A 14,986-nucleotide genomic window follows, 5' to 3' on the forward strand; every position below is an offset into this window, starting at 1 on the left:
GCGCCACCAACGCGGCTTTCGGCCTGGTCCGTTAGAAGAAATCCGAAGGATTTCTGGTTAGTAAAGTTAGAGCGGCTGGAAAGCGCGAAGAAACAAGCTATTAAGTTCGATTCCGGTCCCCGATAGCACGAGGATCGGGTCCCCGATAGCACGAGGGTTGCGGTCCCCGATAGCACGAGCTGATTCACAGGTTGTCCTCCGAATTTGGAATGAGACCGCGCCGACGCAGGCGTGCCGTTAAGGGGTCAACAGGCTGAGGGGTGAAGTTCAGTCGCTCGCTCCCGTCCCGGTCTCGCGTGAGCACGAGCTGATAGCCGGGCAATGTCTGGCGCTGGACGATCTGACGGACGTCGTAAGCAAAATGCTTGAGCGGCGAGATGATGCCGGACTTGGCATGGAGATGCACAAGGTCAAAGCTCCAGCCGCCATCCTGGCGGCCGCCGTGCTTGCGCACGAGCCGGTAGAGCCACCGCTCAAGCCCGCCCGTGAGCTCGAAATAGGCGCGATCGATCGTCAGCACGAGCGCGTCATCGATGACGCCCGCGTAGAACCAATCAGGCAGAATCAGCTCGAGCCCAAATGGACGTCCATTTGCGTCGACCGTCTCTTTCCATTCGTTGATCCAGGAGAAGCGGTGTCGCCGTCTTTCTGTCGGCTGACGGATCGACGTCAGCACGGTCGTTGACTGAAGTCTGTCAAGACCAGCCTTCAGGCGGTCATAGTCACGTGCGCTGGTGCCGCGGCCCACGAACATCAAAATCTCGTAAGGCGTTGCAGCCATCAAACGCGAAGTCTTCAAGCCGGCGTCACGGGCTTCGACGATCTGGGACGCGGCCCAGATCAGAACGTCTGCATCCCAGATGGTCGCCATGCCGTGCTCTGGCACGGCTTCGACACGAATTGCGATCGCGCCGGCACGGAAATCGATCGGCACGATCCGCTTGGTCTTTGCGAGCGAGAAGAAAGGATATGCCATCAGATCCTGCGCGTCGCGGGGCGCAAGATCACCGGGTAGCGCCCGAAAGAGCTCAAGCTGGTCGCGCTCGGAATGGTGTCTGCGCCGCATGATCGCTGTCCTTTCTTAGTGATCAGCGACGTTCCTGGCCTGCATAAGGGCGCAGCGCGGGATGCTTCTTGGCCGGCAGCACCGTTCCCTTGCCGGGATCGGAGGTCGATGTCTTGGCGCCGCGGTCGGCCCACGCTTTCAGGTCATCGACGGCGTAGACGACGCGACCACCGATCTTCCGATAAGTCGGCCCTGTGCCGTATGTCCGATGCTTCTCGAGCGTGCGACCGGACAGGCCAAGATAGCGCGCGGCCTCTGGTGTACGCAGGAATCGCGGTGGTAGACCGGCCATCGGATCGGGCATTTGAGAACTCCAGGAGGACATCGCACTACGTCTGGCTAGGCCGGCGTGTGCGCGGTCATCATGGAGAAGCAAGATCTCGGAGGGGGATGCCGAAGTTTGAGGGGACGATTTTCGATACCCCTAAGCGCAAGGGCTATCCGTCCCTGCGCCCAGGCCGCAGAAGCTTGCGGTAACCACCGCGCATCAACGCGAGACCACCTTGCACCAGGCGGATTGTTCGATTGCGCAGATCATGCGTCTTCCAGGCGCGATCGGGGATGCGCTTCTTGCCGAAGAGCGCTTCGGCAATAACGCGATAACTGCCGCCGGCGCTATGCGCATCGAGCGCACGGATCGCGGCGCTCAGACGTTCGCGCCGCTGTTTAGATAATTGGTGAAAGGCAGGACCTGGCGCGCGTTCATTCATCGCGCGCCACAGCCGGCGGGCTGCATACGCACGCGCGTCGAAATCGCCATCAAACGGCAATTCGGCTGCATATGACGCACCGAGCACCAGCGGGTCCTTGGACCAGACACGGTGATCTACCGCACGGATGCGCAGCACGGCATGCCAGCCGTCGGCGGCGCGCCGCACCTGACCTCCTGCAAGGTCAAGCAGCGGTTGAGACCCTGAACTGCGATCAGCAGCCCCGGCAACCTTGACCGGAACGACCGCCGCTAGAACCTCAGGCGCCCAAAAGATCGTCTGCTCGTCGAACGACCTCTGCGGGTCATGGGCGAAAGCAGATACCCCATTTCCTCCTGAATTCGTCAGTCACTTCGCCGTTCGGACTGTTGGCAATCATCACTTCGTACTCACGCCGATAGTCCGCGTTACGGCGAAGACATTCCCAGGCGATGTCGGTGACTTCCGCGTCTTGTAGGCTCTTGTAGGATTCCGGCGACCGCCAGTCGAATTCAGGCATTGCTTCCGCCCCATTGCACGCAGCTAACAACGATTGCGGCGCAATAGGTATGAACGAAGCGGTTGTAGGAAGCCCCTAGTTTGGCACCACGTGGTGCGCCGGAATAACCACCCGTCAGCAAAAGAAAATAGTTCTGCCTGCAAGCCGCCAGCCGGCGATCTTCTTCTATTTTGAGCCCGTGCCACGTAATATGCGGCCCTGCTCCGTCACCCATTTGGCGCGGGCAAGATGACTCAGATATGCGCTCCGCGCACGGTCCGGCTCTCGCTCGGGGTCCATATGCAAGACCACTCGAGCCACTTCGCGCCAGTCCGCACCCTCACCTTCTGCCTGCAGAAGGCGAATGTACGTGACGGCATGCTGTTCGTCATAGGTCGTCAGCGCCGGCTCATTCGGCGCGACATCCGCGACGTCAGGATCTAGTTGCGGTTTTGTCATAAGCATTCCAACAAACAGCGAATGATTCTAATCTCCTGGTTGGCCGAGATCGTCCGCACGGCTTATTTTAGCCTCATTGCGGACTAACCAGCCAGCAGCCAGGTCGAAATACATACTATAGGAGATAAACCTCATAGTATGTAAAGCCGCAATTTGCGCCGATGGACATGCGCAAGTTGGTCGGTCGGAATTTCGCAAGACTGCGGAAGCAGAAGCGCTTCACGCAGGAGAAATTCGCCGAAGCGTCCGGATTCACCCAGCAGTATATCAGTGACCTGGAGCGTGGCCGTCGCAATCCAACTGTAGTCACTCTATTTGAGCTCGCCAGCACGTTGGGCGTTAGTCATGTCGATCTAGTCCTCCCAGATGAAGAGGCGCGAGATGAACGGCCAAAACCGAGCAAGCGGCGGTGAATGAGTTGCAAATCGCACACTATGCCCCTTCGGGACGGCCCCTAGGGCGTTTGCGACTAGGTCAAATGCGGTATCGCAGCTGCACGGCTCGACGCGCGAAGCAAGGACTGAGGGCGGGCTTCTAAGAAGCCCCGCCCGATTTGGTCGGGCGGGGCTTGATGGAGCGCTTTTACTCGCCGCTCTTGCGCGGCCGCGACCAGAGCAGGGTGTAGCCTTCACCGCCGTCGTCGTCGAACAGGTTCGCGTAGATCGGCGCGTTGAACGAGGGGTCATCGAGCTTGAGCGAGAGGTAGTCGCGGCCCTCTTCGGAGCGTTTCGACCAAGCTGCTCCGATCTCGGCTCGGCCCACGTAGATGCGGTGGCTGGGAGCGTTGTCGTTGGATCGGTTGGTCTCGGCGACGATGCGGACGCCCTTGGCCTTCAGGCTCAGGGTCACGATCTCGCCCTGGAATTCGTTACCGACCTTCTTGAAAGAACCGACGTTAGCCATGTCACTTCTCCTGTTGTGTTTCGAGCCCGCGACCACCGCGGCCTCGATGGCGATCTAGGGCCGAGGACGATCGGCGACGCACCCGCTCGGGCCGAAGCGCAGCGGAGGACGTCGTTGTGGCGACTTTCTTGTCTCGCGAGGAATGGGCGAAGCCCAGGGGAAGAAAGTCGCATCAACGGCGTTGCGGCTCAGACGATCGAGGCGAAGCCGGTCTTCGGCCAGATCAAGCCATCAACGAGGCCACGTGCGTCCGCGCGCTGAACCCCATCTTACGGAGAAGCGTGGCTATCTTGGTTTTGATGAACAAGAGGTCGAAACGATCCAGCGCGGAAAGAGAAACAATCCGGTGCAAAGGGCGGTATCGTCTCCCAAGAACGGATCGAGTAACACCGCTCCGTCGCGGCTGCGTGGGCCAACCGAAATGCCGGCTTCTTAGTCGACGAGCTCCGAAGAGGACTGCCTCTCCCGCGCTCAAGCTTCGACCATCCCCCGTTCAACGCGCCGATCTACGTGAGCCTGTTCGACGATGAAAGCGGAAAACGCACATCGTTCGGTCCATGCGGCCGCAAGAGTTGGTTAGGACCGGTTCTCTATCGGCCCGCCCGGCTCGAACGGGCGGGGCTTCGCCAAAACCACCAAGCGCGTCCATGACGTAACGCCAATGCAAACCGCGCCGAGCCAAGCGAAGACCTCACGCCGAGCCAGCGAAGGCACCCCGATCTGGGACAGGGCGAACACCATGTGATAGCCGGTGGCGGCGGCGGGAACAGCGAATGCCGTCGCGATCGCGATGCGCAAGGCCAAGGACCGGGTAATAGCGACGGCGACCTGGCCGAGGACGAGCGTCAGCGCACCGCCGGCCGTTGCGATGAGCAGGGCGCCAACGAGGCCGGCGCCGCTCTGAAACGCCGTCATCCCGATACTCAGTGCGACGAAAAACGGCAGGGCATACACTGCGAGCGCGAAAATTGCCCAGCAGAATAGGCCGATGCCGAGTGTGTTGAGAACAAGCCCAATAGCGAGCATGGTGGTGGCTCCATGTGCATAGATGTACCAGTTGCGCCTTCCACCACCACCACGGTGCAACTCTGGATATGAAACCGAAAGGAGGCGGAGTTGCGGCGCATGCAAATCCGCTTCATCCTTTAGAGGCTGGAAGACGGCGCTCACGCGCCGCCGAACCTCCATACGGGGATGCCGAGGCGCTTCGCCTTGTCGGCGAGGTTGTCCTGGATTCCCGTGCCCGGGAAGTGCATGACGCCGATCGGCAGGAGTTCGAGCATGGCGTCGTTGCGCTTGAACGGTGCTGCCTTGGCATGTTTCGTCCAATCGGGCTTGAAGGCGATCTGAGGCACCTTACGGGTAGTCGCCCATTTGGAGGCGATCAATTCGGCCCCCTTCGGTGAGCCGCCATGGAGCAGGACCATGTCGGGATGCTTGGCATGAACCTTGTCGAGACGATCCCAGATGAGGTGGTGGTCGTTGAAGTCGAGCCCGCCGGTGAGCGCGATCTTCGGCCCAGCGGGCAGCATGACCTCGGTCTCGGCGCGGCGCTTGGCCGCGATGAAGTCGCGGGAGTCGATCATCGCTGCGGTCAGCGTACGATGGTTCACCAGCGATCCCGATCGAGGGCGCCAGAATGAACCGGTGTGGGACTCGAAGCGCTCTATGGCCTGATCACGGAAGAGCTCCAGGCAGTTGCGGCGCTCAATCAGCGTGATGCCTTCCGCCGTGATGCGTTCGAGTTCGACGGATCGAACTTCGGAACCGTCCTGCTCGCGCTGGCTCTTCTGTTGCGCCTGTTCGTTGTCGTCGAGTTCGCGACCGATGCGATCGACGGCACGATGGAACAGGTTGACAGTCGACCAGAGCAGATCGTCGAGGTCCGGCTCGAGCCGCGTGTCGCTCAACGTGGCGACTAGGGCGTCGAAGATGTCGGCAACAGCGCCGGTGATGATCTTGCCCTCGGGGAGCGGTCGTGGATCAGGCTGGTCGTCGAACGGGCGGTAACCGAAGAGTTGCAATTCGGTGAGAACGTGTTCGGTGGCAGATGCGGCGTGCGGTGGTTCGATGCCATTGTGGTCGGTCATGGAGGCGATCCTTTGCCGGATCGGCCGCGACCATCGCGGCCTTCGTGGCGATCACTCAGACGGCGGGCGGAGCGGGCCAGAACCCGGAGCGGATGCGGAGGGCCGAAGCGGCAGCGGAGGATGGCGGAGGCCGGCTATTTTGCTTCGCGATGCAAAGCGCGCCGGCCAGATAAATGATGTGTCTGCCCATCGCCGGCGCGCGGCGGAAAATAGCCGGACGCAGCCATTGCCGGCCCGAACCGCTTGCCGTCCGATCGCCCTCTAGAAGGCCAGGTCGCGTCCTTCTCCGGCATTGGCCTCGCCGCGATCGATCTGTCGACGCCGATCGAAGGCGCGGCTATTCCGCGGCTAGCGCCGGAGGATGCAGGAAGCGCGCGACGTCCTCCGGTACGAGTTGAAGCCGCAACGCTGCCCGGAGGGCCTCAAGGCCGAAGATGTGCAGATCTTCGTTGAAGTCCCCCAGCCGAGGCGACAGCGGGATCGCTTCAACGCCGACCTCTTCCGCGCGCTGGGTGAGAATCGCCTGTACGGCATCTCCGGCGGCGTCGCCATCGCGAGCGATATAGAGCCGACGCAGGCCAGACGGCAGCAACATGGCTGCGAGGTGATTAGCCGAAAGCGCGGCCGCCATCGGCAACGTCGGCAGTGCGCAACGCAGCGACAGCATGGTCTCGATCCCCTCGCCCGCAGCGAGCACTTCGTTCACCACGCCTAAGCGAACGGCGTTACCAAGCAGGTCGCCCATGGCCCGTCGTGGCGTGTCGATCGGGGCCTTGCCGAGCCGCACACGATCAAAGCCGTGTGGATCTAGCCAGGTGCGATGCACGCCTGTGATCCGTCCCTCGAGGTCCGTGACAGAGCCTATCATCGCCGGCCAGGTTTCGGTCGGAGCATGCTCGTCCGATCGATAGTAGCAGCGCGGGTGGAAGCGCAAGCTGCCACCATGGTGGACGTCGGCAATTCCACGACGATGTAGATACGTTTCAACCACCGTCCCCTCGATCGGGCCGGAAATAGCAAAGAGGCGACGAGCGGCCTCTTGCGATCCGGCTGGCATTACTCGATGAACGGGTTTCGGAACGAGTTGCGGCTCCAAACGAGGCAGCTTTAGAAACCGCCTCGCCTCCTCGGCGACCTCGCGAAAGTCTCGCAACGCCAGACTTTTGCGGATGATGTCGAGGAGATCGCCATGTTCCCCGGTCGCGGCATCGGTCCACTTGCCAGCGGGACCCTTCGGCGATTCCTGCAGCCGCACGAACAACGAGCGGCCCGGCGTGTTGTGGACGTCGCCGACTAGCCAGTACCGCCCCGCGCGCTTGCCATTGGAGAGATAGTATCGGCACACCGCCTCCGCCTCGCGCGCGAGGCGGCGTGCCAGCTCGGAGCCATCGCGGGACATCACGCCGCCTCCCGCTCACTGATGCGCGCCACCGGATAGCTGTCGAGCACCTTCGACAGGATCTCGACGCCACTTGTGTCCGTCGGCACGAACATGCGCAGCTTCCAAGAAATGATCTCCCCAAACAGGCCGTAAGCCCGGAGGCGATCGCGCATCGTGTCGTTGAAGCCCGACAGCTCGATGCGATATGCACCCATCACCCGGACGCGGCGAAGCTGAAGTCCCTCCGCGAGTTCGAGGACGGTTCGTCCCTCCATCAGTGCGGCAAAGGCAGCGTCCGGCATCAGCGAAGGCGCGTCCGTCGCAAGGACGCTTGCGACCCAGGCAGCAGAGACCTTGCGTCCGATGATGCGTTCGCCCACATCGGTTTGGAGCCGATAGACGCGGGTGGACTCGTTCGGCAGCCGCTTCCAGATCGGAAGCAGCAGGCCCGCCACGACGTGGATCGTGCTTTGCGTGAACTTGGGCACCTCGGCAAGCTCCGCCAGCCAGGCCGCAGCAAAACGTTCACGATCCGCTTCGATCCAGTGGCTCTCCGCCATCATGTTTAGGGGAACCGTATGCTGCTCCATCGGCCGGACCAGGCGGACGCGCCGCTCGATCTCGCCGTCATCGAGCATGACGCTCACCGCGGGGACCTGCACGGCGGCTCGTCCCGAGCGCTCATTGACCAGCAGGACGGCCTGACGATCGGAAAGACGAGCAAGAGCATCATCCAGACCCACAGGATGGTTGCGCCGGCGCTGCGTGATCGTGAGCAGCCGGGTCTCGGCGCCAGTGCCCGGATGGGCGTAGATCGTCCGCCGGTCAGTGACGACAAAGCTTTCAGCGCGGAGCGTTTCCAGTCCGACATCGTAGGTGCCGGATCCAACCGCGCCTTCGATCCGAGCGGTCAAGAGCTGCTCGAAGGCGGTGAACAGCACATTCTGTAGGTCGATGGTGAGCGCCAATAACCTGTTCAGAAAGGTCGTGATCGGCGGCAGGTCATCCCTGAGCCCATTGGCATCCATGAGCTTCAGACCGGTCGCATCCTCGAACCTCCCAAGCGAGCAGCCGTCGACCTTGCCTCGCGCGAGCAGCGCGTAGAGCTGACGCAACGCATCACGTCCGTACTGGCTTTCGAGATTATCCTCGGGCCGGAACAAGCCCTGTCCTCCGGTCTGACGTTGGCCGCGCGTAATGGCTCCCAACGTGTCGAGCCGGCGGGCAATGGTGCTGAGAAAGCGCTTTTCGGCCTTCACATCTGTCGCAATCGGACGAAACAATGGTGGCTGCGCTTGATTGGTCCGGTTTGTGCGGCCGAGGCCCTGGATCGCGGCATCGGCCTTCCAGCCGGGCTCGAGCAGGTAGTGGACCCGCAAACGGCGATTCCGGGCCGACAGTTCGGCATGGTAGCTCCTCCCCGTCCCCCCGGCGTCGGAGAACACGAGGATGCGCTTGACGTCGTCCATGAAAGCCGAGGTCTCGGCGAGGTTGGCTGAACCGGCTCGATTTTCGACCACCAGCCGGTCGCTCTTGCGAACGATGCGGCGCGAGCGGCCCGTCACCTCGGCGACCAGTTCGGTGCCGAAGCGCTGGATGACCTGATCCAGTGCCCCAGGTACCGGTGGTAGCGACGCAAGCTTCTCGATGAGGCGGTCGCGTCGTGCGACGGCATCCCGGCTCTCGACCGGCTGGCCGTCGCGATAGACAGGCCGGGAGCAGAGGTTGCCCTCCGAGTCGGTAAAGGGCTCGTAGAGCTGGACCGGGAAGGAATTGGCGAGATAGTCGAGCACATACTCACGCGGGGTGATGTCGACCTGGACGTCGCCCCAGTCTTCAGTCGGGATCTCGGCGAGCCGGCGCTCCATCAGCGCTTCGCCTGTCGAAACGATCTGGATCACGGCGGCATGGCCGGCGTCGAGATCGCCCTCGATCGACCGGATCAGTGACGGCGTCTTCATCGAGGTCAGGAGGTGGCCGAAGAAGCGCTGCTTCGCGCTCTCAAAGGCCGAACGGGCGGCGGATTTGGCCTGACCGTTCAGCGTCCCCCTCTCGCCGGTGATGTTGGCAGCCCGCATCGCGGCGTCGAGATTGTTGTGAATGATGCCGAACGCATCGGCATAAGCGTCGTAGATGCGAACCTGCTCCGGCGTGAGTCGGTGCTCCACCAAGTCGTACTCGACGCCCTCGTAAGACAGCGAGCGGGCCGCGTAGAGTCCGAGCGCCTTGAGGTCGCGCGCCAGCACCTCCATGGCCGCGACGCCGCCCTCCTCGATCGCTTCGACGAACTCGGCGCGGGTGACGAACGGAAAGTCGACGCCGCCCCAAAGGCCGAGGCGTTGGGCATAAGCGAGGTTGTGGACCGTGGTAGCGCCTGTCGCCGACACATAAACTACGCGGGCATTCGGCAGCGCGTGCTGGAGCCGCAGGCCCGCACGGCCCTGCTGAGAGGCCGCCTGTTCACCGCGTTCGCCCTTGCCCCCGACTGCATTCTGCATGGCGTGGCTCTCGTCGAAGATGATCACTCCCTCGAAGTCGGAGCCCAACCATTCGACGATCTGCCTGACACGCGAAAGCTTTTCGCCACGCTCGTCGGTCCGTAGCGTGGCATAGGTGGTAAATAGGATGCCATCCGAAAGCCGGATCGGCGTGCCTTGGCGAAACCGCGACAGTGGCGTAACTAGCAATCGCTCCATACCTAACGCAGACCAGTCGCGCTGCGCATCTTCGATCAGCTTGTCGGATTTGCTGATCCAGACGGCACGGCGGCGGCCCTTGAGCCAGTTGTCGAGCAGAATCCCGGCGACCTGCCGTCCCTTGCCCGCGCCGGTGCCATCACCCAAAAACCAGCCGCGGCGGAAGCGAGCGGCATTCTCTGCATCGTCGCGCGCGGCGGCCACAACGTCAAAGGTGGCGTCGACCGTCCAAGAGCCTGCCAAGAACTCGGAATGCGCTTCGCCGGCATAGATGACGCTCTCGAGCTGCGCATCCGACAGAATTCCGTCGGCCACGACATTGGCCGGCAGGTGCGGCCGGTAGGACGGCTTCGGTGGCGCAACGGACGCCATCGCCGCGGACTGCACGAGCTTGGTCGGGTGCGCGCACGATCCGGGAATACGGATCGACTGCAATCCGTACTCCTCATAAAGCGCATCGGTGAGGCGGGTGCCTTCCGGCGGCGACCAGTCGACCGTCTCGTAGATCAGTTCTGCGCCTACTGGCGCGGCGTATCGCGAGGTGGGCGATGGGCGCGGTGCAACGGCGCTGGCCGATCGCGACATCGCTGGCCGCCCGATAACAGCAATCTCCGATGACGTGGCGACGGGCAGCCTTGGAGGCACATGCTTGGTCATCCAATCGAGCAAGGTAGCAACGTCGGCCGCCATGCCCGGCGAGGGAGGAAAAGCCGTCGCATCGGCAGCGGGCAGCTTGTCGATCACAAGCAGCCTCGTATCCGTCTGAGTGCCATGCTTGGCGTAGACGGCGCCGTCGATCGCCGCAGAAAACGCCACCCGTCCGCGTTCCTGGAGGCGAACGAAGGCATCTCGCCACGCCGGATTGTCCGGCGCGAAGCTTGCGCCGGCGATAGCGACGAGGCGTCCACCGTCGCAAAGACGCGCGAGCGCCGAAGCGACGTGGCGGAGAGCCGCATCCGCCATCTGTCGATCGACATTGGCCAGCGCAGAGAACGGCGGGTTCATCAGGACGACGCTCGGTGCGACACTCACATCGAGGTGGTCATCGATCTGAGCAGCATCGAACCGCGTGACGTTAACGCCCGCGAATAGATGGTCGAGCAACCCCGCCCGGGTATGGGCCAACTCGTTCAACACCAAGGCACCCCCGGCGAGCTCTGCAAAGACAGCGAGCAAGCCCGTCCCCGCGGAAGGCTCCAGAACGCGATCGGCAGGAGTAATGCCCGCTGCAGTGCATGCGACCAGTCCGAGCGGAATGGGCGTCGAGAATTGCTGAAGTGCCTGGCTGTCCTCGGAACGCCGCGTATGCGTTGGCAAACAGCTGGCGACTTTCGCCAGCATCGGCAGCATGGCAGCCGTCGAGCCAGCCCTCGCCCGCATGGCCGGACCGAACTTGCGAAGGAACAGAACGGTTGCAGCCTCGCAGACGTCATAGGCGGTCTTCCAGTTCCAGGCACCAGACGCGTCCGAGGCGCCGAAGGCAGCCTCCATGGCGCTACGCAGAACAGCGGCATCGATGCGACGGCCGCGTTCGAGCTCGGTCAGGACCTGTCGCGCGGCCCTGACAGCGGCAGAGGTGAGATTTGCAGCGGCACGCATGGAGAGCGGCGTGGCGGCACCGCCGACGAGAGATTCGGTCATGGCAGGATTTCTTTCGGAGAGCAGGAACGGGTCGAACCATCAGGCGCTCTCCTCTGATCCCGACGGCTCAAACCCTTCCCGGTCTGCCTCTCCCTCTGAGCCCTCGCCCATAAAAATGGGGACCGGCGCTGTGCACCGGTCCCCGAATAATCGCAGGACGGCCTCAGCCGTCCCGCCGCATGATGTCACTCAGCCGCATCGAGTTGTCGCGGATCATCATCGCTGACGTTTTCGGTTTCCTCCTCGCCGGCGAGGAATTCAGGCAGCGGGCCCGCTTCGCCCTCCTGACCCCCGGGCGCCGCATCGGGATCGACGAGACGCAGCGGCTCCGGCAACCAACCCGAGCCATCCAGAAGACGCTCGGCCTCCTTGGCCATGTCGGCCTTCTTCAGATGGTCGATCAGTTGGACCGACGGCTCGCCCTTGGCTTCCCGCACCGCTTCCAGAATGCGCGGCTTGGTGACCCGGCCGAGATAGTTGTCGACGGTCGGCCGCCAGCCAGCCTGCACCATGTCGAGCCCCATCGCGCGCGCCAGCACATCAGCCTGGTCAAGACGCGTGCGGACACCCTGCGCGGAGACACGGCCTTGGTTGTAGCGGTTGGCCGGCTCATAGACGGCGTTGGCCGCAAATGATGCACAGTGGGCGAACAGCGATGCCTGTGCACCGCCATCGAGAGCCGTCAGCGCATCCCAGAGATCGTTCTCGCTCTTCGGCAACCGCGCCTTCCAGGCCTCATGCCGCGCCTCGACTGCTTTGGCCGAGACGCTTTCCCTCAGCCCCGGAGCTTGGGCGGGAAAGTTCGGTGTGCGAAGGCCGATCTCAAGACAGCTCCCGGATGACGCGAACCGGTAAAAGGCCGTCAGCACGAAGTTATGCAGCACCGCCTGGAACGCGACGGCTGGATTTTCTGCCAGGGCATCGCGCAAGGCAAGCGTCCGATGCGCCGTCAGCTCGGTGATAAGCCGATCCGGCAGAGGCCTGGCCGCGTCCTCATCATCCTCTTCGGTATCAGGGCCGCCACCCGCGACTGCGATCACCGTGCCCTGCACGGAAGAGCCCCTTTCTTGACCTTCGGTCGACGACGCGTCGGCGCCCTGCCCGACGTCAGGATCAGCTGTTGGCACCTCGTCCTCCGGCCGGACGTAACCCCGGTCCACGGAGAGGCGTCCTTCTGAATCGATGCTGATGAAGACACCCGCTCGGGCGATCTCCGCCGGATCGTAAAGCATCGGCCGGTCTTCGAATGCCGCCAGTGCCGTCTCGATTTCGCCGAGACGCTGATCGACCTCTTCGGGCAGCTCGTCGGCATCCTGGTAATCGGTTTCGAGCTTGGCCTGCTCGGCGTTCAGCGCATCGATGGTGGCCTGCTCCTCAGGCGAGAGATCGACGGGTCTGCCTTCGATTTCTCGTAGGCCTTGGGCGTGACCGTAGGGGAACTCTACGGCGACGGAGATCCACTTCCAGCCTTCGGCCGCAATCGTCTCAGCTTCAGTTTTGAGCTTTTCGGTTACGAGGCGGTCGAGCAACACGACGTCCTGAAGCCAGCCGCCGTCGTCGTGCTCGAACAGATCCCGCAGAACGCCGCCACCCGCGTGCTGATAGGCATCAAGGCCCACGAATTGGGCTCGGCGATCGGACCCGCGCACGGTGTTCTCAGTGAGCAGCCGGCGGATCTGGTAAGGCTCGTCATAACCGGAACGGCTGACGTTCTCCCAGACTTGCTCCTGGCGGGCGTGATCGGCCGTGACCGAGAACGCCATGAGCTGTTCGAGCGTCATGCCGTCTTCGGCATAGACCTCATGCAGCTTCGGCGACACCGACGCCAGCCGCAGCCGCTGCTTCACGATTGCCGGGTTCATGAAGTGCCGGGCGGCGATGTCTTCCTCGGTCATGCCGAGATCGCGGAGTGTCTGGAAGGCCCGAAACTGATCGAGCGGATGCAGACCCACCCGCTCATCGTTCTCCGCCACCGAATCGTCCTCCGCAATGCCCCCTTCGCGAACGACGCACGGCACCGCCTGCGTCTTTGACATGCGTTTCTGTTTCACCAGGAGTTCGAGAGCGCGATAGCGCCTGCCGCCCGCCGGCACCTCGAACATGCCGGTCTCGTTGCCATCTGCATCAACGACGGCCCTAACACTCAGACTTTGCAGAAGCGTACGCTGCGCGATGCTCTCGGCTAGCTGCTCGATCGATACACCGGCCTTGACGCGACGAACGTTCGACTGACTGAGCACGAGCTTGTTGAAGGGAATGTCCCGGGAAGGCGACAGCGTGATCTTCTGTACGGTTTTCGTCATTTCGGCTCTCCACGACGGGCGGCCGTGAGACTCTCTCTCGGCTTCCAACCCGTCGCGAACAGCCTCCCCTCCTCTCACTCGCGCGCGGCCACGAGGCCAACCATCACGCCGCCTCGTGATCGGCGACAACCGAATCCAGCGACGCAGGCTCAATGAACTCGGGAACAAAACTGAGCAAATAGTCTGCGGCCTTGCTCGCCTGTGAGGCGGCACGCACGATGGCCCGATTGTCTTCGCGCAGGACTTCAAGCCAGGAGCCGATATAGTCGGCATGGCACACGGTCGGGACGATCCCGAGCGATGCGCAGCTGAATGCGGAACTCAATTCGGCGACCAGCTCTTCGAAGGCATATTTTTTCGTACCGTAGGATCCGCTCTGGTCGCGGTTAAGGCGCGAGGGATGCCCGGTCGCATGACCGAGTTCATGCAGCGCCGTGCGGTGCCAGTTGATCGGTTCGAAATAGGCCTGCGGCGGCGGGACCTGAACATAGTCTTCGGTTGTTGCATAAAATGCGCGATCTCCACCGATCCGAAATGGAATTCCGCTGGCCTTGATCAGGGCGTCGACCGTGGGTTCGATGAGGCCAGCCGGCGGTGGCGGCGCAGCGGCGGCAATGCCGTCGGGTAGTTGCTCGCACTGATCGATATTGAACACCGTAAATCGTTTGAGGAATGGAATCGCCTGCGCGTCTTCGCCGGTCTCGGCGGCGCGTCGCTTTTCGTCATTCGGCACGAAACGATCAGCGTAGACGACTGTGGTGCCGCGCTCTCCCTTGCGAACGTGGCCGCCGAGCGAGAGGGCCTGACGGAAAGTGAGCCAACTTTGACCTGTAAATCCGCGTTCGCTCACGGCTCCCCAGAGGATGAGGATGTTCACCCCACTGTATTGCCGGTTGGTCGACGCGTTTTTCGGCATCGCCAGCGGCGCTTTCGCCGCGGCAGTACCCCAGGGCTGAACCCAGGGGACGCGTCCGGCTTCAAGCTCGGCAATGATCCCGTCGGTGATTTCGTTATAGAGATTCGCCCGGTCCTGGCCGGCGCGCGCGCAAACATTAGGGTTTGACATCGCGGGTCTCCGCGACGGGCACCGCGAGCCTCTCTCGCAGCTTGTAACCCGTCACGGAAAAACCCAGCCTGCACTCTTACTCTCACCTCTTCGCAATCTGCCTCAGGGCCGCAGGCCCTGATCGGGCGTGCGCCAGGGGGCGCATCGCCTTAAGAGAAATGGCACCCGCAGGAGCGTGAGCATAGCGACGCCG

General features: G+C 62.8%; 13 protein-coding genes. 1 reads left to right on the forward strand and 12 read right to left on the reverse strand.

The genetic code is table 11. The features are described 5' to 3' along the window. Nucleotides 1-184 precede the first annotated feature (184 nt). From ACVIIV_RS36540 to ACVIIV_RS36560, 5 genes are all read right to left on the reverse strand, one after another. Nucleotides 185-1,066 carry a replication initiator protein A gene (locus ACVIIV_RS36540; RefSeq protein WP_456748525.1) on the reverse strand — a complete coding sequence of 294 codons (882 nt, stop codon included), beginning with the start codon at nt 1,064-1,066 and terminating at the stop codon, nt 185-187. Between the two features lie 22 nt (nt 1,067-1,088). Next, on the reverse strand, nt 1,089-1,370 hold the full coding sequence (locus tag ACVIIV_RS36545; RefSeq protein ID WP_008561544.1) for a helix-turn-helix transcriptional regulator: 282 nt from the start codon (nt 1,368-1,370) through the stop codon (nt 1,089-1,091). 133 nt (nt 1,371-1,503) lie between these two features. Next, nucleotides 1,504-1,944, reverse strand: coding sequence for a DUF2285 domain-containing protein (locus ACVIIV_RS36550; protein WP_456748526.1), 441 nt, complete (start codon nt 1,942-1,944; stop codon nt 1,504-1,506). Between the two features lie 136 nt (nt 1,945-2,080). Further along, on the reverse strand, nt 2,081-2,275 hold the full coding sequence (locus ACVIIV_RS36555) for a transcriptional regulator domain-containing protein (protein ID WP_271525174.1): 195 nt from the start codon (nt 2,273-2,275) through the stop codon (nt 2,081-2,083). Between the two features lie 165 nt (nt 2,276-2,440). Beyond that, nucleotides 2,441-2,713, reverse strand: coding sequence for a DUF2285 domain-containing protein (locus ACVIIV_RS36560; RefSeq protein WP_456748527.1), 273 nt, complete (start codon nt 2,711-2,713; stop codon nt 2,441-2,443). A gap of 167 nt (nt 2,714-2,880) precedes the next feature. Here ACVIIV_RS36560 and ACVIIV_RS36565 point away from each other — a divergent pair, with 167 nt between their 5' ends. Next, entirely contained in the window at nt 2,881-3,126 is a 246-nt protein-coding gene (locus ACVIIV_RS36565) for a helix-turn-helix domain-containing protein (protein WP_456748918.1), read from the forward strand. 169 nt (nt 3,127-3,295) lie between these two features. Here the strand turns inward: ACVIIV_RS36565 and ACVIIV_RS36570 are convergent, their stop codons facing one another. The 7 genes from ACVIIV_RS36570 to ACVIIV_RS36600 form a co-directional block, all read right to left on the reverse strand. Then, nucleotides 3,296-3,616: a DUF736 domain-containing protein gene (locus ACVIIV_RS36570; RefSeq protein ID WP_456748528.1), complete on the reverse strand. Its 321-nt coding sequence runs from the start codon at nt 3,614-3,616 to the stop codon at nt 3,296-3,298. Between the two features lie 576 nt (nt 3,617-4,192). Continuing rightward, on the reverse strand, nt 4,193-4,786 hold the full coding sequence (locus tag ACVIIV_RS36575) for a hypothetical protein (RefSeq protein ID WP_456748529.1): 594 nt from the start codon (nt 4,784-4,786) through the stop codon (nt 4,193-4,195). Next, entirely contained in the window at nt 4,783-5,706 is a 924-nt protein-coding gene (locus tag ACVIIV_RS36580) for a DUF2493 domain-containing protein (protein WP_456748530.1), read from the reverse strand. Before ACVIIV_RS36580 ends, ACVIIV_RS36575 begins: the two co-directional genes overlap by 4 nt. Nucleotides 5,707-6,043: 337 nt before the next feature. Next, nucleotides 6,044-7,105: a DUF7146 domain-containing protein gene (locus ACVIIV_RS36585; protein WP_456748531.1), complete on the reverse strand. Its 1,062-nt coding sequence runs from the start codon at nt 7,103-7,105 to the stop codon at nt 6,044-6,046. After that, complete coding sequence (locus tag ACVIIV_RS36590) at nt 7,105-11,424, reverse strand: strawberry notch-like NTP hydrolase domain-containing protein (RefSeq protein ID WP_456748532.1); 4,320 nt, start codon at nt 11,422-11,424, stop codon at nt 7,105-7,107. The genes ACVIIV_RS36585 and ACVIIV_RS36590 overlap by 1 nt, the downstream gene beginning before the upstream one ends. 185 nt (nt 11,425-11,609) lie before the next feature. Next, nucleotides 11,610-13,727 (reverse strand): ParB/RepB/Spo0J family partition protein, encoded by a 2,118-nt coding sequence (locus ACVIIV_RS36595; protein WP_456748533.1) that lies wholly within the window; start codon nt 13,725-13,727, stop codon nt 11,610-11,612. A 103-nt stretch (nt 13,728-13,830) separates the two neighbouring features. After that, nucleotides 13,831-14,793, reverse strand: coding sequence for an ArdC family protein (locus ACVIIV_RS36600; RefSeq protein ID WP_456748534.1), 963 nt, complete (start codon nt 14,791-14,793; stop codon nt 13,831-13,833). Between the last annotated feature and the right edge of the window lie 193 nt (nt 14,794-14,986).

Source organism: Bradyrhizobium sp. USDA 4354 (assembly GCF_054060315.1).